Here is a 21,216-nt window from a genome sequence, read left to right as displayed (position 1 = left end):
TTGCTTAAATTAGAGAATAATGGCAGCCATTAATGAATGTTATCAGTTTAAAAAGACGGTTATTCCAGTCTTTTTCACCTTTTTATTTCTAAAAAATCGAGGTTGTTTCATTTGACTTTTTTTATAAAATGACATAGTTTAAGAGTATGAATTATTTTAGACGCTTTACATAATGAATTTTTTCACATATCATTCGCCAAATAAAGTTACACCAATCTGACTCAAAAGCCGAATCAATCCTTTAAGGAGAACCGCTAATGGAAAAGATGGAATTTGCTCTAGCAGGCAACCCCAATTGTGGGAAAACAACCGTTTTTAATGCTTTAACCGGCGCCAAACAGTATGTTGGTAATTGGCCTGGCGTCACCGTTGAAAGAAAAGCGGGCTACGTTAAAAAAAATAAAACCATTACTTTACAAGATTTACCCGGCATTTACTCACTAGCACCCTACACCCCAGAAGAAATTATCGCTCGAGATTACTTAATTAGCGGTGAACCCACGGCCATCTTAGATATTGTGGACGCCACTAATATTGAACGCAATCTTTACTTAACGATGCAGCTGATGGAAACTGGGTTGCCTGTGATTTTAGCCATGAACATGATGGATGTGGTTACAAAACAACATAAAAGTTTTAACTTAGAAAAATTGGCCTATGGTTTAGGGCTGCCCGTGATTGGTATTTGTGCCCTAAAAAATAAAGGGCTGGACACTATGATTGCCAAAGCCAAAGCCTTAAACACAACGGCTGAGCCACACTATCCTCAGTATGATCCGCGGCTAGAAACTGCCCTTAGTGACATTCAAGGACAACTACATAATTTAATCCCCGCTCATCGGCGCCGCTGGTTTGCCATCAAACTATTTGAACGAGATAGTTTAGTTTTAGACCAATTGTCATTAACCGCTGAACAGCAACTGACAATTGCGGCGATTATTACCGATACGGAACAGATTTTTAATGATGATAGTGAAAGCATTATCATCAATGAACGTTATAATTTTATTTCTAAACTCGTACAACTAACTTTAGTTCAAACTGATAATTCCAAAATGAACACTAGCGATCGGATTGATCAAATTGTGACCAATCGCTTTTTAGCACTGCCTATTTTTGCCACAGTTATGTGGGCTGTTTATTATCTATCCATCCAAACCATCGGTGCACTAGGGACCAATTGGGTGAATGATACTTTATTTGGCCAGCTTATTCCTAATGGGCTTATCCCTTTATTAGAAAAATGGCAAGTTGCCGATTGGATGCAAAGCTTGCTAGTCGATGGCATTATCAGCGGGGTGGGGTCTGTAATCGGCTTTTTACCTCAGCTAATGGTTTTATTTTTATGCTTAGGTCTGTTAGAAGATTGTGGTTATATGGCCCGCATCGCTTTTGTCTTAGATCGGCTCTTTCGTAAATTTGGACTGTCTGGAAAATCTTTTATCCCCATGCTAGTAGCCACTGGTTGCGGTGTGCCAGGGATTATGGCCAGTCGAACGATCGAAAATCAAAATGATCGGCGGATGACGGTGATGGTCACCACCTTTATGCCTTGTTCCGCCAAATTAACCATTATTGCGTTAATTGCCGGCGCCTTTTTCCCAGGACATTCTTGGGTAGCCCCTTCGGCTTATTTTGTAGGCATCATCGCCATTGTCCTATCTGGTGTTTTTTTGAAGAAAACCCGCTTGTTTGCAGGGGATGAAACGCCTTTTATCATGGAACTGCCGCTTTACCATTTACCGCAGTTTGGTAATGTCCTTCGGCAAGTTTGGGACCGCAGCCGATCTTTTGTCAAAAAAGCCGGTACAATTATTTTTATTAGCTGTATTATTATTTGGCTATTAGCCAATTTTAATTATAAATTCCAGATGGTCCCTGAGCGTCAAAGTATTTTAGCGGGAATTGGCAGTTTTATTGCTGTGATCTTTGCACCGCTGGGCTTTGGTAATTGGCGGGCAGCCGTTGCTATTTTAACAGGGCTAGTGGCTAAAGAAAATGTTGTCGGTACTTTTGGCGTTTTGTTTAGCAAACAGGCCAACCTCGCTGAGAGCAGCCGACAAATTTGGCCGTTGATGCGCCAAGCTTTCACCCCCGCTGCCGGTTATGCTTTTTTGACCTTCAATTTATTATGTGCCCCTTGCTTTGCGGCGATTGGTGCCATTCGTAAGGAAATGGGCGATGCCAAATGGACGTTAACTGCCATTGGCTATCAATGTGTTTTAGCCTATATGGTCAGTTTAATCGTTTATCAATTAAACCATTGGCTTTTGGAAAACGGTCCTTTTACACTGGGCACCGGCATTGGTCTATTATTTCTAGGCCTTTGTATTTACGGCTTATTTATTTATAAACCAAGATCAAAAGCTGTCGAAGAGCAGCTAACAACGATTCCTTTACCATAATTTTTTTAATCCTGGGTAGAACAAGCCACTTTTGGTTTGCTTTATTATACATCGCGGCTTTCTTTTAAAATCTAAGCCTTGAAAGAAAACCGGCTATTACTTCAGTACTGTGGGGGAAGATGGTTCTGACCCCGAAGAAAGGAAGGACAACTATGTATAATCCAAAATCTCATGTTGCAACCGAATTCATCAGTGATGACGAAATTCAAGAAACACTAGCCTATGCCGAAGCCAACAAAGAAAACGGGGCTTTAATTGATCAGATTCTGAAAAAAGCTCGCTTACATAAAGGCCTCGACCATCGTGAAGCTTCTGTTCTGCTGGCCTGTACGTTGCCAGATCGGAATGAAGCGATTCTCGGTTTGGCAAAAGGTATCAAGGAAGCCTACTATGGCAGCCGTATCGTTATGTTCGCACCGCTTTATCTCTCCAACTATTGCGTTAATGGTTGTGTTTACTGTCCATTCCATGGTCAAAATAAACACATCCCGCGGAAAAAATTGACTCAAGCCGAAATCGAACGTGAAGTCATTGCCCTACAAGATATGGGCCATAAGCGATTAGCTTTGGAAACCGGTGAAGATCCGATTAACTGCCCAATTGATTATGTTTTGGATTCTATTCATACAATCTATAGCATTAAGCATAAAAACGGTGCCATTCGGCGGGTTAATGTGAACATTGCAGCAACTACGGTTGAAAACTATCAAAAACTTCATGACGCCGGTATTGGTACGTATATTTTATTCCAAGAAACTTATCATAAAGAAAGTTATTTGGAATTACATCCTTGGGGCCCAAAGCATGATTATGATTATCATACGGAATCCATGGATCGGGCGATGACCGGTGGCATTGATGATGTAGGTATCGGTGTTTTGTTTGGCTTAGACAAGTATCGTTATGAATTCGCCGGTCTATTAATGCATGCGGAACATTTGGAAGCTGCTTTTGGTGTCGGCCCGCATACTATCAGTGTGCCCCGCATTCGGCCAGCTGATGATATTGATCCAGAAACATTTGATAATGGGATCAGTGAAGAAATTTTTGAAAAAATTGTTGCTTGTATTCGAATTGCCGTGCCTTACACTGGGATGATCATGTCAACTAGAGAAAGTATGGCGACACGGCGTAACGTGTTAGACTTGGGGATTTCTCAAATCAGTGGGGCTTCTTGTACAAGTGTCGGTGGTTATGCCGGTACAGATCGAGACAGCTTAGAATCTAACCAATTTGATACTAGTGACAAACGGACTTTGGACGAAGTTGTTCATTGGTTAATGGATCTAGGCTATATTCCAAGTTTTTGTACAGCTTGCTATCGTGCCGGCCGTACCGGAGATCGCTTCATGTCGCTATGTAAGAGCGGTCAAATTCAAAACTGCTGTCATCCTAACGCCCTCATGACGCTTAAAGAATATCTACAAGATTACGCCAGCCCAGATACGGTTCAAGCCGGCAATCGCCTCATTGACGAACAGATCAACGATATTCCAAATGACCGCATCCGTGAAGTTGTCGGTAAAAATCTAGTTGCCATCGCCAACGGTTCTCGAGATTTTAGAATCTAATTACGGCCTTATAACTACTCGAATGATAGTCAACGATCAAAGGGTAGTAAAAGACGAAAACCCAAAATTCAGGTTTTCGTCTTTTTTATACCCTATTATTAATTATTTTTGATTAACTTTGTGTTGGATTATGCTGATGCGCCGGTGCTGTATCCGGCAATTGATTTAAGACCATCATGTCTTCAGCACTAATTGTAAAATCAAGTTGGCTGTTTGCTTCAATATGATCTAAGCTCGTTGCTTTAGGTAGCGGCAGTACGTTATTTTCAAGACAAAAACGTAATGCCAATTGTGCCACAGTAACATGATACCGCTCAGCGATCGCTTTAATTTTGGCATTATGCACTAAGTCTCCAGTGGCCAATGGTGAATAAGCTTCTACCAAGATACCTTGATCCTGGGCGAACTTAGTAATTTTAGGTTCCGTAAAACCAACGTAGTATTGAATTTGATCGACCATTGGTTTGATTTTGGCATCACTGAACACATTTTCCAAATCAACCACATTAAAATTAGAAACACCAATTGCCTTTACGCGACCGCTGGCATAGATCTCTTCCATTGCCCGCCAAACTTCCCGGTTTCCTTTGTCATGATTGGTGCCAATTTCATCCCATGGCCAAGGTGCATGAACTAAATATAAATCTAAATAATCAATATCTAAATTGGCCAAAGTCTGATCAAAAGCCTGTAATGTTTCTTGATAAGTTTTAAACTGTGCCGGTAATTTAGAGGTTACGAAAATATCCGTCCGAGGTAGCCCTGAATCACGTACTGCTTGCCCAACACTGGCTTCATTGCCATAAGCTAGCGCGGTATCCAGGTGTCGATACCCAAGCTTTAAGGCATTTACCACAGCTTGATAAGCCACAGCGCCCTCTGGAATCTGCCAAGTGCCAAAACCGACTTTAGGTATTTTAACGCCATTTTCTAGTGTAAATGTTTCTGTCAAAATCGACATCCAATCATCCCCTTATAACCCTTATTATAACATTGGATTAATTGTTAATGAGAAGGGCTATAAACTTTTTAATACGTCTACTGTGGTAGATTTTTGCGGACAATTTTAGCTTGTTGTAATAAACCAATACCGACACCAATTAAAACGCCTAGAGGAACGCCAATAATCGAGAACATCCCAAACAGCGTTGTTTTTAACCAATAATTTACCGCGCAACCCAGAATAAAGCCGATTACAGCCATAATTAAAATCGCAGCACCATAATATAATCCCACCGCTTCTTGGGTAGCAATCCCTTTTTCCGTCGTATAATTTTTGGCATAATAAGCTTTATATGCTTCATCTTGTTGATGTTTTGTCGTGACTTTTTGGACAAGATCACTTTCAATCGCAAAATCTTGTTTTGTTTGGGCAATAGCCTTATTTTCGGTATATCCCCGAGTTAATAAGGCTTGCATATGATCTTCCATATAACCGGTAAGTTCATCAATTTCATCAATTTTTTGCGTAATCGCTGCCACTTGCGCTTCAGTATCCCCGTCAGCTTTAGCAGCCTGTTTTACAGCAAATGTCCGCAATTCATTTTTATTTTCAGTTGTTAGTGTCATAATTGCCTCCATAAAATTTATCCATCATTTTTTTAATCAGCTGCCACTCAGCCTGTTTTTTAGTTAGTTCTGCTTTGCCCGATACTGTCAAATGATAATATTTGCGACGGGCAGCCCCACTACCTTCCTGCCAATAACTAGTGACGTACCCCGCTTTTTCCAAACGTTTAAGTGCCACATATAGCGTCCCTTCTTTCAGTTCAAAAAAACCTTCTGTTTGGTCATGGGCTTGCTTGGTTAAATCATAACCATAGCTGTCATCCCGGGCTAAAAGGCTCAAAATAATCGGATCAATATACCCTCTTAGTAATTCTTTATCGATTGCTTGCATTGCATTACCCTCGACTTTCTTTATACATTGTAAAGCGATGTATAAAGATTGTCAATGTATTTCATTTGCTGTCCTTAATTTTTATAGCTGTCCTGTGAGGAACATAATTTTACAGGGGTTTTACACCTTATAGGCTACTAATTTACACTATAACGGCATAATATTTTCTGTAACTAACTTACTAAATACTTCAATTTTTTGTTAATTTTATAAAATTCTTGTCAATAACTTGTAAAGGAGTCCTCTATTATGAATCAAACGTTAATTTTTGGTCACCGTGGTTTTCCTGAAAAGTTTCCAGAGAATTCTTTATCTGGTTTTGAATATGCTTTAACGCATCAAATTGATGGTTTAGAATTTGACGTCCACCTAACAAAAGATCAAATTCCTGTCATCATCCATGACGAGACGATTGACCGCGTCAGTGATGGTCATGGTTTTATCAAGGAGATGACTTTTAATCAGCTCCGTCGTTTTCATTTAAAGAATGGCGAACCAATCCCTACTTTAAACGGCCTATTAGAATTAGCTAAACGTTATCCGGTTCACTTAAACTTAGAGTTTAAAACAAATTTTGTGACCTATCCCAATATTGAACAGATTGTTTTAGAAATGGTTCACGATTATCGCTTAACTTATCCGGTAATTTACTCTTCATTTAACTTAAAATCATTACAAAATGCGTATCGTTTGGATACAAAACAAAATTATTGCTTGCTTACTGATCAAACCATCGTTGATCCAGAACAATTGATGCAGCGGGAACATCTTTCTGGATTTCATTTCAGTTATGCCCAGTCCCCAAAACACATTCCTCAACGTATTTGGACAGTAAATGATGCCAATCAAATTCAAACTCTTCTTGATTTAAAAGTTTCTGGCATTATCACTGATAATTTTGAATTAGCTCAGGCAATTAAAGCCCACCATCATCCCGTGATGGCTTAAAGTACATACTTGGTCACATTCAAAAAAACAGCCCTATCTTCTAAAAATCAAAGATAAGGCTGTTTTATTTATAAAAATTAAAGTGTGGTGACCAGCTGCAGATTTTGTTTTAACTGCTGCAACAGTGCATTACCAAAATTAATTTCTTCAGTAGTCCCGATCATATTAAAACCAATTATAATCTCATGATTAAAACTGCTAAACGCTGCTTGAAAAGCGGGTGCTTCTCTAAAAGAACCGGTTAAAAGACAATGTTTGATTGTGCACCCGGTAAAGTTCAAACGACTGGCATCAATAATCCCAAAATTCGTGTAAGCAATGGGTCGAACCGAATAATTTTGTTGAACTACTTCCCGTAAAGCCGAGATGGGCTGTGTTTTAGCTAATGTCAGCAGTTGCCGAATGGACTGTAAAAACTGCTGATCTTGTTTTAACATCGTCATCTGCTGATGAAACGCTTGAATCGTTGCCGTTAACGGCTGTGTGAAATCATTTGTCACAGCTGTATTATATCGGGCCGTTGCATTTTGAATCCGTAATTGCTGCCGTTCTTTTTCCGGTAAATACTGCCGGGTATCTGTCGGACAAGCTAACGTGATTTCCGGAACCGCTGCATAGCTTTGCATCAGTTGACCAAAAACTGCCATAAAGATGTCATTTAACGTCACCCCTTGCACTTTAGCCCATGTCTTTAATTTTTGAGAATCGGTCTTAGACAAGTGACAATCGTTAACATAGTATTGCCGCGTCGTTGCCTGTGAGTTCAAGGTTGGCAAATAAAGCGGTGCACTAGGATGATCGGTTGGCTTTAAAGTACCAACTTTTTGCTGCTGGACTAGCGTTTCTAATCCCGTCACATCCATATGATTTTTCAAACCTTGAATTGCAGTTGATCCTTGATTATAAATCGCTGCTAAAAGATATAAGAACTGTTTAAAGCCAGCACCATCGGTTAAAATATGACTCATGACAAATGTCACTTGGTGCCCTGTCTTTGTATCTTGTAAATAAACATGTAACTGCGGGCCAGTTTCTAAGTCTAACGTTAACGCATCTATATTAACTTCTGAAGCGACTTGCTGAACCAACCGCTGAGGCCGGGTATCCGGAATAAGCCATTGATTATTTTCTAAATCATAGCCGGCATAAATTTCGGGAATAACTTGCCCGATGGTTTTTAAAGCTTGATATAACTTGGGCAAATCTAACGCCTGATCCAAGGTCAACTGGCACCGGACGATGGGATATAATTTGTTCAAATCAATGGTATGCAAAATATTCAAGGGTTCTCCCGCTGTAACTGCTGTCATCATAAAACCTTCCTTTTACAAAAAAAGGGCGCTAAAACTGTGAGTATCCGCAGTTTAGCGCCCTTTTTATTTTAGAATTTAACTATTCAGTAACACCGTTTTTGAAAATAGCGATGCCATGAATGCCATACTTTTCATTATTCGTTTTTTCACCGCTGGCAACGTCAATAATATATTGGACAAATTCTGCGGCCACTTCATCCATTGTACTATGCATCAATTTACCAGCATCAAAATCAATCCAACGTGGTTTTTTATCTGCAATATACGAATTAGAAGATACTTTAACGGTTGGTACATAAGTGGCAAATGGTGTCCCACGACCAGTGGTAAATAAGACCATTTGGCAGTCTGCGGAAGCTTCTGCAGAAGAGGATACTAAATCATTACCTGGAGATTGCAACAAAGATAAACCGGCAGATTTGATTTTTTCACCATACTGTAAAACATCATTTACAGAAGAAGTCCCAGACTTTTGCGTACAGCCTAAAGATTTATCTTCAAGGGTTGTAATGCCCCCTTCTTTATTACCAGGAGAAGGATTTTCATAAATTGGCTGATGGAAGCTTTCAAAATAAGCTTTGAAATTATTAATTAAGTCCACAATCTTATCAAAAGTTGCTTCATCCTTAGCCCGAGACATCAAAATCTTTTCAGCCCCAAACATTTCAGGCACTTCGCTCAAAACTGTAGAACCACCTTGAGCTGTCACAAAATCAGATAACCGACCTAATAATGGGTTCGCTGTAACACCGGATAAACCATCGGAACCGCCACATTTTAGACCAATTTTTAGTTCACTTAAAGGTTGTGGTGTCCGAACATCATTGCCAGCAGTGGTATTTAGATCTTCTAACATATCTAACGCTGTGCCTAATTCGTCGTCGACTTCTTGAGAAATCAAGAATTTCATTCGGCTATCATCAATTGGTCCGCCGACTTTTTCGATTTCTTCAATCATGCCATCCATTTGATTGTTTTCACAGCCTAAGCCAAAGACTAAAACACCACCAGCGTTAGGTTGTAATGCGGCATCTACTAAGATTTTACGTGTCTGTTCAAAGTCGTCTCCTAATTGAGAACAGCCATAGGGGTGTTTTAAAACAATAACATTGTCAAAATTCCCATTATCTGGATGTAATGCCTTAAATTGTGCTACAAAAACATCTAATAACGGATTGATACAGCCTACAGTTGGCACAATGTACAAATCATTACGAATCCCTACTTTGCCATTCGCCCGTTTATAGCCCATGAAAGTTCGGTCATCTTTAGGGATGTCGTTATGAATTTCAATTGGTTGATAATCATAATTTAATTCCCCAGACAAATTTGTCTTCGTATTGTGGGTATGAACCCAAGCGCCTTGGGCAATAGCTTCTGTGGCATGGCCAATTGGAAAGCCATATTTAACAATGTCTTCATTTTCAGCGATTGCCTGCAAAGCAAACTTATGTCCACGCTTAATGGTTTCTTTTAAAACAACGTCACCCTTATCCGTAGACAATTTTGTCCCTTCAGGGATGTCTTGTAAAGCAACCCCTACTTTGTCCTTTGGATTTAAAATGATATATTGGTTCATAAATTATTTCCCTTCTTGGTTAATCAATTGAACTGCTTTACGTGCGCCTTGTTGATTGATTAATTCTAAATCTTCAAGAATCAACGCTTTTAAGCCGTCAAATTGATTTAAATCTTCGCCCCAAAGTTCAGTTGCGCCTAAAGCAGCTTCAACATAGTCATCAGCTTTGACTAATTTTTCAAAAGCAGCAAGCGTTTCTGGTGTATCTTGTGGTTTGAAGTCTGCTTCACCAGCATAAATCTTCAAGTAAGAAGCTAATGCTAAAGTGATCCGTTTTGGTAATTTGCCTTCTGCAGCAACATAACGTTTGAAAGTTGGTAACAAACGAGCTTTGAACTTAGAAATACTATTTAATGCAATTGAGCTTAATTCATGACGGACATAAGGATTTTCAAATCTTTCCTTAACACCTTCTGCATAAGCGGTTAATTCATCTTTTGGTAAAGCAACCGTTGGGATGATTTCTTGATACATTTCATCATTAACGAATTTATAAAAATCAGTGTCAGACATAACTTCCCCAACAGTTTCAATGCCAGCTAAGCGTGCGATTGGACTCATTGTTGTATGTGGTCCATTTAACAATGAAACTTTCCGGTTACGGTAAGGTTGCATATCGTCTGTGACAACAACATTTAAGCCAGCTGCTTTCAATGGCAATAATTTTTCTAATTTCTTGTCGCCTTCGATGACAAAAATCAAGAATGGTTCTGCTTTAACAATCAAATTGTCATGATATTGCCATTCTTTTTCTAAATCAGCTGCCCGATCCTTAGGATACCCAGGTACAATCCGGTCAACTAAAGTAGCGTAAAAATCATTTTCATTATTAACCCAAGCTTCAAAGTCAGCGCCTAAGTCCCAAAGTTTTGCATATTTCAAAACGATTTCTTTTAAAGTATTCCCGTTATGATTGATTAATTCACAAGGAATAATTTGGAAACCTTTTTTACCTAATTTAAACCGTTCATATAATAAAGCGGTCAATTTACCAGGATAAGAATTTTGAGGTTTGTCCGTTAGTTTATCGTTTTCATCAAAAGCAATCCCAGCTTCTGTGGTATTAGAGAAAATAAATTCAATATCGTCATTTTTAGCAAGGTCTAAATAAGCTTGATAGTCTTCATAAGGCCGAATCGTTTCGTTGATATCTTCAACGATTTCATGGTCTTGGACTTTTTCACCATTTAATTTACCTTCTAGTAAAACGGTATATAAATCGTCTTGTTCGTCCAACATTTTTGTCATACCATTTTCAATCGGCTGAACAACGGCCACGCCGCCCTTAAACAAATCTTTTTTATTCATTTGTTGAATCTGCCAGTCTACAAAGGCTCTTAAAAAGTTACCTTCACCAAATTGAATTACTTTTGTAGGATACTTAGGAAGTTTCCGGAAAGAATTGTCTAGTTGTTTCAATGCCATTTTTATGACCTCCAAAAAATTTAGATGCAGCCTATCCTTGCGAGATGACGTCATCATCATCCCCAATTTAAGATAGACATGCCTTGGCTACTCAATTATATTTGTTAACGATTTCATAGTATTGATAATTAAGCAAAATGTCAAGTCTATTTATAAATTTTCTAAAATAATGTGCCTATCAAATCATCCATAAGGCTTATTTTACAATGGATCAGCTGTTATCAACAGTTTTAGCGGCTTAATTCGCCTCGGGTATAACACATTATTTACCAATTTTCCTATATTATTATGCCTATATCGTGATATATCGCATAATTTAATTGTGATTTTTTTAACTTTATGTTGACATTCAAATAATTTGGTTTTATCATGAAATCGTTAACATGTTACAGACCAATTTTATTTTTGACGTCAAATGTACTTAGGCGTTATAGAACAGCTTTCTAAAACGTCCGATCTAATTTTATTATTATTCAATGTTACTTAGAGAAAAGAGGATAAAACAGTATGCCTGAGAACAAAACTGCGCAAACTGCGGCACGCCAAAAAACACTAGCCCAAGAGCTCGTTGATGGCCACCACGAAAAGAAAATTCCCGTCTCTCAGAAAATCGCCTATGGTTTTGGGGACTTCGGGAATGGCTTCATGTTTGATTTGGGGCAAGCTTACTTAACAAAATTCTGGATTGATGCGGCTGGTATCGGTGCCGGCGCTGTCGCTGGGATTTTCGCGTTCACAAAGATTTTTGATGCATTTATGGATCCAATTGCTGGATCAATTATTGATAACCGTAAGAATATTGGTAAGGCTGGGAAATTCCGGCCAGTCATGATGATTTCTGCGATTTTCTTAGGGATCATGACGGTCGTTACTTTTACAATGCCTGACCTATCCCCTACAGGTAAAATTGTTTACGCTTACGCCGTTTACATGATTTGGGGCTTAGTTTACTCCTTTACCAATGACCCATACGGCTCACTGGCCTCGGTAATGTCTAGAAACTCTGAAGACCGGAGCTTCTTAGCCACTTCCAGACAGGTTGGTTCTGTTGGGGCACAATTCTTAACTGGGATTGCCTTCATTCCAATGATGACTATGTTTGGTGGCAAAAACGAACGCCACGGCTTCCTAATTGCTGCTTCTATCTTCGCTGTTCTTGGGGTTTTGATGTTCTTTATCTGCTTTATGGGAACACGTGAAAACGTTAAAGTTCACCGTGATAAAGGCGCCCAACCAGAAGGTTTTAAAGATTACTTCAAAGTTGTCTTCACTAATGGTCCATTGTTCACTATTATCTTAATGACTTTGTTTACCATCTCTGCAATGAACACTAACAACCAAATGATGGTCTTCTTCGCCCAATATAACTTAGGTAACATTGGCTTACAGCCCGTTGTTAATGCCATCATGATGGGGACTTCTATTGTCGGTGTCTTCATGATTCCAACGTTAACAAAACACTTTGGCAAACGTAAAACAGCCATGACTTGCTTTATCATTGGTGCTGCTGCCAATATCTTAAACTTCATTTTACCAACAAACGTTGTCACATTTATCATCTTAGTTACTGTAGGGTATACCGCTTTAGCAATTCCAAACGGGATCACTTGGGCCTTTGTATCTGACGTTATTGACTATGGTGAATGGCACACAGGTATGCGTAAAGAAGCTATCACATATGCTGCTTTTAACTTCTCAAGAAAAATCGCTCAATCTTTAGCTGCTTTAGTCAGCGCCGGTGTCTTAGCCTTAACAGGTTATGTTGCCAACGCACACCAAACTCAAAAAACTTTGACAGGTATCAAAGCTGCCATGACGCTTTACCCTGGTGTTTGCTTATTAATCGCCGCTTTAGTTGTCGGTTTATTGTATAAATTGTCAGATGATCGTTTCAAGAAGATTGCTGAAGACTTAGATAACGGCAAATGGGAACATGGTATCATCGGCGATAAAGACGTTAAGAATACAACCAAATAATTATTTTTATAATTAAATTTAGATCATAGGAGTGGATAGAATTATGGCATTACTAGACAAAGATTTTCTATTAACAAATGAAATGGGCAAAAAGTTATTCCATGATTACGCAAAAGACATGCCAATCATTGATTTTCATTGTCATTTGAATCCTGATGAAATCTATGAAAACAAAAACTATGATAATATTACCCGAGTTTGGATTAACGAAGGTGTTTATGGGGACCATTACAAGTGGCGTTTAATGCGGGCTAATGGTGTGCCTGAAGAATTGATCACTGGTGACGGCGACGATTACGATAAATTCATCGCCTGGGCTAAAACGATTGAAAACGCAGCCGGTAATCCTTTATATGAATGGACACATCTTGAATTGCGTCGTTTCTTTGGTATTGATGAAGTCTTTAACGAAAAAACAGCGCCTGAAATTTGGAAAAAAGCCAATGCGCTATTACAAACTGATGATTTCAAACCACGCAGCTTAATCCGTAACTCTAATGTTAAAGCAGTCTGCACTACTGATGATCCTGCTTCTGAATTGCCTTATCATAAACTTCTAAAAGCTGAAGAAAAAGAAAATGGTTTCAGAACCTTACCAGCTATGCGTCCTGACAAATTAATCCAAGTTGACCGGGATGGCTATGCGGATTACTTGAAAGAATTGAGCCGGGTTTCTGGTGTTGAAATTACAGATTTCAACAGCTTAGTTAAAGCTTTGCATCAACGTTTTGAATTCTTCAATGAAATGGGCGGCCGTTTATCTGATCATTCTCTATTGACTTATCACTTCAATGAAGCCAGCGAAGCTGAAGTTAATGCAATCATGGCTAAAGGGATTGCTAACAAGCCTTTGACTCAAGAAGAAATTGACAAATACTTGACAATGTTGCTTGAAAACTTAATGAAATTAAACAACGAATTTGACTGGACAATGCAATGGCACGTTAACTCTGTTCGTGACCTTAACCGGCCAATGTTTGATAAATTAGGCCCTGACACTGGTTATGATGCTATTGGGACACAACCAGATATCGCCTTGCATATTCAAAAATTGTACACTAAGATGCGGGATACTAATGACATTCCTAAGTCTATCTTCTATTCTCTAAACCCTAACGACTGGATGGAATTAGCTTCTATGATGGGTTGCTTCTTAGAGGGCGGCGTTCAACGGATGCAATTAGGTGCCGGCTGGTGGTTCAATGATACTGCTGAAGGTATGCACGAACAATTACGGACCTTTGCCCAACAAAGCTTATTACCACACTTTGTTGGTATGTTAACTGACTCTCGTAGCTTCTTATCTTATCCACGGCATGAATACTTCCGTCGTGTGCTATGTAACTTCTACGGTGAATTAGCAGAACAAGGCCGTGTTCCTGATGACGAAGCTTATCTTGGTAAGATTGTTCAAAACATTTCTTACAACAATGCCTATGACTTCTTCGGCTTCTTCCCAGATGCTACACCTGAAGAATTATTCGGTAAATAAAAATAAGTACCCCTGCCAAGTTTGATTAAAATGAATTTTAAAAAGGACGAAAACTAAAATTGGTTTTCGTCCTTTTTTGTTTGAGCTTATATTTTAACTGCTTTAAAAATTTAGTTTTCTCCATTTTCTAAAGCAACGCCTCTAATAAAATTAAAAACTTTCTCAACGTCTTGCCATTGTTTTAAAACTGGATATAATATGGATCCCCGCAATATCCATCCCTTTGACCATCCGTCAATTTAAGCTTAAGATAATAACAACGCGCTTTTAGGAGGCTATTATGACAAATATTATAGATCATATTGAAGTCCGGGGTGGTAACGTTAATAACTTAAAAAATATTGACATTGATATTCCCTTAAATAAATTTGTAGCAATTTCTGGGCCCTCAGGTTCTGGCAAAAGCTCGCTAGCTATGGGTATTTTATATGCTGAAGGCTCCCGGCGTTATTTAGATGCCTTATCCACCTACACCCGCCGCCGCATCGGTCAAGCTAAAAAATCTCAAGTTCAATCCGTAAAGCACATTCCCTCAGCTTTAGCATTACGGCAGCGGCCCAGCACACCTTCTGTACGTTCTACCGTAGGGTCAATGACTGAAATTTATAACATCGTGCGCTTAATTTTCTCCCGACTAGGCTCAGTAGTTTGTCCAAATGGGCATCGCTTAGAACCCACCTTAGATATCGCCCAAGCTATGGAACTTTCAGGCGACGCTATGGGCCGCATTACTTGCCCCACCTGCCATGTTCAATTTATGGCCAAAAGTGCCGAGGACTTTGCCTTCAACTCCGCTGGTGCCTGTCCAAAGTGTGATGGCTTAGGTGTTGTCCGGCAACTAGATCCTGATAAGTTAATCGGCGACGTGTCACAAACACTGCGCGAAGGCGTCGTTCAATCTTGGCACCTGCCTGGGCGTAATTTTATGCCAGCTGTTGCTGAAAGTATCGGTGTCCGTATCGACGTTCCATACAAAGACCTAACATCTGAAGAAAAAAACATCGTACTCCATGGCGAAAAAAAGCTTTATCCATTTGACTTTCATGCGAGTACCGGCCGGGTATTCCACACAAAAGGTACCCTATATGAAAACGCCTATGAAGCGGTTTACGAAGCTTTAAAAAGTGCAAAAAGTGAGCGTTCCATTGCTAAAATCAATCAATTTTTCCATTTTTCTACCTGTCCTACTTGCCATGGCACCCGCCTAAATCCCGATTTATTAACCCAACTAGTTGCTGGTAAAAATATTGCTGAAGTTGCCAGATTACAATTAAATCAATTATTACCTTGGACCGATGCCACTTTAGCAGCACTACCTCAAAATATGCACACCTTAGCAACTATGTTATTCACGGAACTAAAAGATAATTTACAGCCGCTTTTAGAACTCGGCCTAGATTACTTAAGCTTAGATCGTGATGGCGCCAGTCTGTCCACCGGGGAACTACAGCGTATCCAATTAGCCCGGACTTTGCGAACAGAAACCACTGGTGTTTTGTACGTTTTAGACGAACCCTCCATCGGCTTACATCCGGATAACATCAAAGGCCTACTCCAAATTTTTCGCGCTTTAATTGCCCAAGGTAACTCACTAGTTGTCGTCGATCATGACGTAGACATTATTGCCGCTGCAGATTGGGTTATTGAGATCGGTCCTGGTTCTGGCGACAAAGGTGGCACTGTGATTGCTCAAGACACCCCTAGTAATCTCACTCACAATCCCCACTCCTTAATCGGCCCCTTTATTGCCGGTAAAGCTAAAATTTTACAACCTAAACACCCAGCAAAGCACCCCACGCATCAGCAAACAACTATTGAAGTTAAAGACTACTTTAATCTAACCGATTTAAACGTTCAGTTTCCTGACAATCAAGTCACCGCCGTCACCGGATTTTCCGGAGCTGGTAAAACTAGTCTCATTTTAGATAGTCTTGTTCCAGGGATCCAAGCGCTAAAAGCCAAACAAAAACTGCCCCATCAAATTACCCAGCTTACTACCGATTTAACCGACGTTGTCAGCGTTGACGCCGCTCCAATCGGTAAAAATGCCCGTTCTACAATTGCTACTTATACTAGCATCATGGATAACTTACGCCGTTTATTTGCAGCTCAACCCGAGGCCAAAGCTCAAAATTACGGCATTCAACATTTTTCTTATAACAACAAGGAAGGCGCCTGTCCAAACTGTGGTGGTGTGGGCACGATCACCCTAGATATTCAATATTTACCGGATATGTCCGTCACTTGTCCAGTATGTCATGGTACCCGTTACAAACCAGAAATCCAAGCCATTCATTGGCAAAACAACAGTATCGTTGATCTATTAGATTTATCTGTCAAAGCAGCCTTACCTGTTTTTGAAAGCCAGCCTAAAATTTACAATCAGCTCAAGCGCTTAGACGAAGTAGGCCTAGGCTATTTACATCTAGGTGAAAGTACCCCCACCTTGTCCGGTGGTGAAGCCCAGCGTTTAAAACTGGTTAAACACCTTAATAAACAGCAGCAAAATACATTATTTGTCTTTGATGAACCTTCCATCGGTCTACATCCATTAGACATTCAAGTCCTTTTAAAAATCATCGATAAATTACGGCTTAAAGGGGGCACTATTTTGATCATCACCCACGATCTAGACTTAATGCTCAACGCAGATTATCTTGTAGATCTTGGCCCTAAAGGTGGGGCTGCTGGGGGTCAATTGATGGCAGCTGGGCAACCTTTGGCATTAGTGCAAGCGCCTAACAGCCTAACCTTAACTTACTTAGCCGACTATTGGCAGAAATTACAAACGCCTTAACCAAAAATTTGCTGGACCTGTGCTGAGTCAATACTGGCTAAGTCTTGTTCTGTGACCGGATTTACTGGTTTTAACTGGGTATTGCCCAATGCATCTTTAGGTTGGTGCGTTTGACACCAAATTAAGTATTTTTTACTCAGAAAATCAAATTCGCTATTAAACGTTTTGAATATATATTTCTTTAAATCCTTAATTGCTCCCGCCTTTGCTTGTTTCAAAATGCGATAAATCGTTTTTTCTACGGTCTGAGTAAAATCTTTTAAATCTAAGTATTTGGAATAAAGACCTTGATTGTTTAACGCTGCATCCTTAGCTTTAAAAATACATTTGCTTAAAGTCACCACGTCTTGATTAAAATTGGCGCTCAAAATCTGTAATAAGTTATAGGCCGTTTCCGAAAAGACACTGTTGTCTTGATCTAAGGCTTTATATTGGGCTAAGGCCGCCGTTAAACTTTGAGTATCTTTTTCAGCATCCAGGGGTTTTAGAGTATCTGATTTAAAAGTATCTTGTTTTAAAGTATCTGTTTTGGGTTTAGTATTATCTTGTTTTATTTGAGTATTAATATATCTAGCAGGCAAATCTTGCACGTCTGGACGTGCAGATTTTGCATCTCTGGATAACAAATGCTGATTTGATGGGCTTTTAACTTGACATGCAGATTCTGCATCACTGGTTAATTGCCCTTTTTCATTCCGAACCGTCGGTGCAGGTTGGGTATCTTTAGCCTGAAGCATCTCAATTTTAGAAAAATCAGACGTTTCAATTACCGGTTTTAATAAATAAAGTCTGGCTGGCTTGTGGAGGCCTTGTTTTTGAATATTTAACAGATTAGCAGCAACAAGTTCTTGACGGACTTTAACAGCTGTCCGTTCGGAAACATGAACATCGGCAGCTAAAGTTTTAGTGGTGTAGTAAAAGTAAATTGCACCAGTATCATCAATCCAATTGTTTTTAAAAGATAATTCAAAGCGAGAGGTTAATAAAGCATAAGCAACTCGAGCATTATTTGTTAGATTTTCATATTTTTGGTTAGTAAGTAAAACCATCGGCAATTTGCAAAAAACTTCTCGATATTGTTCGTCCTTAAAATATAATAGTGCCTGGACACTAGGGTCAACTGAACTTATAATCATCAGGGTCCTTCCGTATAAAAAAAGTGGTTCACAGCCTCAGATAATTAACTTGAGTGTGTCCACTTTTATACGAATTCAATTTTAGGTATTGAAAACTAAGCTTATACCGTCTATAATGAAAAACAAGCATAAGGCAGGGACACATGAGTGTGCATGTGATTCCAAGTATGATTGTTTTTAGCGGGACTTTCATACTCGGCCTTCTTTTTTTTATTCAATTTTTAACGGGCTTCGGCTCGTTTTTTTTTCTACAAACTTAATTTAACATCATGAAAAAGCCTTTGCAATAGTCTTTTTAATTAAAGTATAAGTTATTCCGTAATAATTTCGGAATAACTTATACTTTAATTGTATTTATGGTATAAGTTATACATATATGAAATGATTACTAACAAAAAGATAGTGACGAAAAGGTAGATGCTGACTGTTTTTGTGAAGCTGTGGATAACTTTAAAATCAAAAAATAAAGGTATAAGTTATACTTTCTGGCAAATTTTTCCAGAATAACTTATACCTTTATTTGATTTTTACGTTTGAAAATTATTTTAAATTTTCAAAGCCTTTGTCAATTTCTTCTCTCAAGAATTCTTCTCTAGAGACACCCAACCGATTTTTAATATAAGATTCAGCTAATGTATCCACGATTTTGTCAAAACTGATTCGACCGCTCGCCTCTTGAAATTCTGGCATGTAATCTGTTAAGGCGTGTAATTTATTTTCAAGAGCAGGGGAAATTTTTTTCGGAAGGCTTACTTTATATCGATCATCCGTAATAACTTTAGGTCGGCCTTGCTTTCGTTTAGCTTTCGTTTTACTGCCAGGAATTTCTTTGGCATCACTATAACTGTCCAAACCCGTTGGACCAAAAGCATCATTTCCGAATTCATTTTCGCCATTAATTTCAACTTTTTTCTTAGGCTTTTTGATTAATGTATTAAACTTTTCACTTTTTACCGAATCGGTATCAAATTTAGATCTATCAACCGGCATAATTTTTTCCTCCATATAAGCTTATGAATCTGATGTTAAGAAACTATCCCGGGCATCAAGTTCACTTAAAATTTTGATAAAATTGTCATGGGCACGATAATCCCATTGGTCAAACTTACCATTTTTATTTTTCTGAAGATAAATACCTTCACGGGAATAGCGTTTAAGTCGTTTTTGATAGGTAATAACAGTGTCTAACACCGCATCGCCATATATTTCTCTGGCTTCACTCAAAATAGTCTGATCCAAATTGTCATCTGGTTCAATCATGCAGGCTACAATTGCAATAACCTGCAAGGAAATATTGTAACGATCAACCATGAAGTTTTGATAGCCTACATATTTGCTGACACCGTCTAAAGATTCTTCTTGTGTCTGAAAAGCGATAATACTGTAGTCTGATGCAGCCATGGCATTATCTGAAAATTCTGAAATTGTAGGTGGCACATCAATAAAGATGGCATCGTATTCAGCTTTAATTGGTTCTAGTAATTTTGAAATGACTGAAATTTGATCTAATTCAGATTTGAAGTTAGTCAAGACAAAACGACTGAAAGAACGGAATGAAGTATTACAAGCCACTAAATCCAAATTCGTCATAACGGGGGTAATACAACTTTTTAGATCACCACTAGAAATTGCATCGGTGATGGTTCTATCAATTCGCTCAATATTTGATGTTTTAGCTAAAACTTGAGAAGCATTACCTTGGGGATCTAAATCTAAAACCAAGGTCTTTTTATTGCGAATTGCTGCATTGTCATAAGCAAGCATTGTGACGATTTTGGTTTTACCAACGCCACCTTTAAAGTTACCGACTGTAAAAACTTTTGCACCCATAAATGTTCCTCCACAAATAAGTTATACGTTATTATCATATTAAAAGTATAACTTATAACCTTAGATATGTAAATATTTAAAAGATACTTTTAATATCTAATAACTAGAAGAATAAGTTATACCGTAAACATTTACAGTATAACTTATTCTTTTTTGGATGTTATAAACGGCGATAGACTAGACTTAGATTGAATGAAGATTAATTTTAGGTTTCAGTTTTATACTAAAAAGAAAAGACAAAAATCATAAGGGGTTAAAGGTATAAAGTATAAGTTTAATATTTCGCGTATAAGGTATCTAATTAAATTGGATTAATTTTTAATGGCGCAACATGATCGATAGCTAGTTCGTAGTTTCAAGTTACTAAAAATTTGAGGCGAAAGAGGGCTTTAAAAAATAGGAGAGTTTAACTTTAGTTCGAGATTATGATTGTAGAAATGAATCAGATAACTTAATGATTTATAGAATAAGTTATACCTTAATACTCAAAAGATTTAAAAAGATAAGTTATACTTTAAATAACATCGATTTTGAAATGCTGTTGTATAAGTATTTATAAACAAATAAAAAGAATAAGTTATACCCCAAATCTTAATTAAGGTATAACTTATTCTTTTTAAATTAAAGTATCTTCTAATTGTTCTCAATAAAATTTAGGTTGTCGGTGATGATTTTAAGTTGGCGCAGATTATTTAATTTGTACTGGATCCTGTCAAGTTGACACTTTAAATTAAGTTCGTGCATCACTCGCTGTACCATCTTAAGTGTAACTGTAAAATCAATTGATTTATCATGTTGAATGTTGATTAATAAATTTCCAGCTCCAATGCCTTGATGATGGAA

At 38.4% G+C, this 21,216-nt stretch carries 15 protein-coding genes; 6 read left to right on the top strand and 9 right to left on the bottom strand.

What is annotated here, in order from left to right:
• Positions 1-257 precede the first annotated feature (257 nt).
• Together feoB and hydG are read left to right on the top strand one after the other, a co-directional pair.
• Positions 258-2,405, top strand: a complete 2,148-nt coding sequence (feoB, locus tag EKM93_RS02480; protein WP_125712714.1) for a ferrous iron transport protein B — start codon at positions 258-260, stop codon at positions 2,403-2,405.
• Between the two features lie 152 nt (positions 2,406-2,557).
• Positions 2,558-3,976, top strand: coding sequence for a [FeFe] hydrogenase H-cluster radical SAM maturase HydG (hydG, locus tag EKM93_RS02475; protein ID WP_125712712.1), 1,419 nt, complete (start codon positions 2,558-2,560; stop codon positions 3,974-3,976).
• A gap of 112 nt (positions 3,977-4,088) precedes the next feature.
• On the opposite strand, the gene EKM93_RS02470 is transcribed toward hydG, so the two are convergent.
• From EKM93_RS02470 to EKM93_RS02460, 3 genes are all read right to left on the bottom strand, one after another.
• Complete coding sequence (locus EKM93_RS02470; protein ID WP_125712710.1) at positions 4,089-4,937, bottom strand: aldo/keto reductase; 849 nt, start codon at positions 4,935-4,937, stop codon at positions 4,089-4,091.
• Between the two features lie 77 nt (positions 4,938-5,014).
• Positions 5,015-5,545: a hypothetical protein gene (locus tag EKM93_RS02465; protein WP_125712708.1), complete on the bottom strand. Its 531-nt coding sequence runs from the start codon at positions 5,543-5,545 to the stop codon at positions 5,015-5,017.
• Positions 5,529-5,876, bottom strand: coding sequence for a PadR family transcriptional regulator (locus EKM93_RS02460; protein WP_125712706.1), 348 nt, complete (start codon positions 5,874-5,876; stop codon positions 5,529-5,531). Before EKM93_RS02460 ends, EKM93_RS02465 begins: the two co-directional genes overlap by 17 nt.
• Before the next feature lie 246 nt (positions 5,877-6,122).
• On the opposite strand from EKM93_RS02460, the gene EKM93_RS02455 reads away from it, so the two are divergent.
• Positions 6,123-6,824, top strand: coding sequence for a glycerophosphodiester phosphodiesterase (locus EKM93_RS02455; protein WP_125712704.1), 702 nt, complete (start codon positions 6,123-6,125; stop codon positions 6,822-6,824).
• Positions 6,825-6,901: 77 nt separating this feature from the next.
• Here EKM93_RS02455 and EKM93_RS02450 read toward each other — a convergent pair whose 3' ends face one another.
• The 3 genes from EKM93_RS02450 to EKM93_RS02440 form a co-directional block, all read right to left on the bottom strand.
• A complete protein-coding gene (locus EKM93_RS02450) occupies positions 6,902-8,134 on the bottom strand; it encodes a condensation domain-containing protein (RefSeq protein WP_164506964.1) in 1,233 nt (410 codons plus the stop codon).
• An 82-nt stretch (positions 8,135-8,216) separates the two neighbouring features.
• The gene (locus EKM93_RS02445; protein ID WP_125712700.1) at positions 8,217-9,716 is read right to left on the bottom strand and encodes a UxaA family hydrolase; all 1,500 of its coding nucleotides are present in this window, start codon (positions 9,714-9,716) and stop codon (positions 8,217-8,219) included.
• Positions 9,717-9,719: 3 nt separating this feature from the next.
• Positions 9,720-11,135, bottom strand: coding sequence for a tagaturonate reductase (locus EKM93_RS02440; protein ID WP_125712879.1), 1,416 nt, complete (start codon positions 11,133-11,135; stop codon positions 9,720-9,722).
• Positions 11,136-11,648: 513 nt separating this feature from the next.
• Here EKM93_RS02440 and EKM93_RS02435 point away from each other — a divergent pair.
• From EKM93_RS02435 to EKM93_RS02425, 3 genes are all read left to right on the top strand, one after another.
• Entirely contained in the window at positions 11,649-13,118 is a 1,470-nt protein-coding gene (locus EKM93_RS02435; RefSeq protein ID WP_125712698.1) for a glycoside-pentoside-hexuronide (GPH):cation symporter, read from the top strand.
• 43 nt (positions 13,119-13,161) lie between these two features.
• Positions 13,162-14,610, top strand: a complete 1,449-nt coding sequence (uxaC, locus tag EKM93_RS02430) for a glucuronate isomerase (RefSeq protein WP_125712697.1) — start codon at positions 13,162-13,164, stop codon at positions 14,608-14,610.
• A 280-nt stretch (positions 14,611-14,890) separates the two neighbouring features.
• A complete protein-coding gene (locus tag EKM93_RS02425) occupies positions 14,891-17,407 on the top strand; it encodes an excinuclease ABC subunit UvrA (RefSeq protein WP_125712695.1) in 2,517 nt (838 codons plus the stop codon).
• On the opposite strand, the gene EKM93_RS02420 is transcribed toward EKM93_RS02425, so the two are convergent.
• The 3 genes from EKM93_RS02420 to EKM93_RS02410 form a co-directional block, all read right to left on the bottom strand.
• Positions 17,404-18,543: a replication initiator protein A gene (locus tag EKM93_RS02420; protein WP_125712693.1), complete on the bottom strand. Its 1,140-nt coding sequence runs from the start codon at positions 18,541-18,543 to the stop codon at positions 17,404-17,406. The two genes, EKM93_RS02425 and EKM93_RS02420, sit on opposite strands and share 4 nt — an antisense overlap.
• A 540-nt stretch (positions 18,544-19,083) precedes the next feature.
• Positions 19,084-19,533: a hypothetical protein gene (locus EKM93_RS02415; protein WP_125712691.1), complete on the bottom strand. Its 450-nt coding sequence runs from the start codon at positions 19,531-19,533 to the stop codon at positions 19,084-19,086.
• Positions 19,534-19,554: 21 nt separating this feature from the next.
• A complete protein-coding gene (locus EKM93_RS02410; RefSeq protein WP_125712689.1) occupies positions 19,555-20,373 on the bottom strand; it encodes a ParA family protein in 819 nt (272 codons plus the stop codon).
• Positions 20,374-21,216: the final 843 nt, after the last annotated feature.

Source organism: Agrilactobacillus yilanensis (genome assembly GCF_003946725.1).
GTDB classification, from domain to species: domain Bacteria; phylum Bacillota; class Bacilli; order Lactobacillales; family Lactobacillaceae; genus Agrilactobacillus; species Agrilactobacillus yilanensis.
Note: the sequence above shows the minus strand (reverse complement) of the source record. Positions and strands in the feature narration are given on the sequence as shown.

Coding starts and splice junctions, on each gene's coding strand:
- EKM93_RS02470 (WP_125712710.1), bottom strand. CDS start 4,937: ATGTCGATTTTGACAGAAACATTTACACTAGAAAATGGCGTTAAAATA.
- EKM93_RS02445 (WP_125712700.1), bottom strand. CDS start 9,716: ATGAACCAATATATCATTTTAAATCCAAAGGACAAAGTAGGGGTTGCT.
- uxaC (WP_125712697.1), top strand. CDS start 13,162: ATGGCATTACTAGACAAAGATTTTCTATTAACAAATGAAATGGGCAAA.
- EKM93_RS02435 (WP_125712698.1), top strand. CDS start 11,649: ATGCCTGAGAACAAAACTGCGCAAACTGCGGCACGCCAAAAAACACTA.
- EKM93_RS02415 (WP_125712691.1), bottom strand. CDS start 19,533: ATGCCGGTTGATAGATCTAAATTTGATACCGATTCGGTAAAAAGTGAA.
- EKM93_RS02450 (WP_164506964.1), bottom strand. CDS start 8,134: ATGACAGCAGTTACAGCGGGAGAACCCTTGAATATTTTGCATACCATT.
- EKM93_RS02465 (WP_125712708.1), bottom strand. CDS start 5,545: ATGACACTAACAACTGAAAATAAAAATGAATTGCGGACATTTGCTGTA.
- feoB (WP_125712714.1), top strand. CDS start 258: ATGGAAAAGATGGAATTTGCTCTAGCAGGCAACCCCAATTGTGGGAAA.
- EKM93_RS02420 (WP_125712693.1), bottom strand. CDS start 18,543: ATGATTATAAGTTCAGTTGACCCTAGTGTCCAGGCACTATTATATTTT.
- EKM93_RS02410 (WP_125712689.1), bottom strand. CDS start 20,373: ATGGGTGCAAAAGTTTTTACAGTCGGTAACTTTAAAGGTGGCGTTGGT.
- hydG (WP_125712712.1), top strand. CDS start 2,558: ATGTATAATCCAAAATCTCATGTTGCAACCGAATTCATCAGTGATGAC.
- EKM93_RS02425 (WP_125712695.1), top strand. CDS start 14,891: ATGACAAATATTATAGATCATATTGAAGTCCGGGGTGGTAACGTTAAT.
- EKM93_RS02460 (WP_125712706.1), bottom strand. CDS start 5,876: ATGCAAGCAATCGATAAAGAATTACTAAGAGGGTATATTGATCCGATT.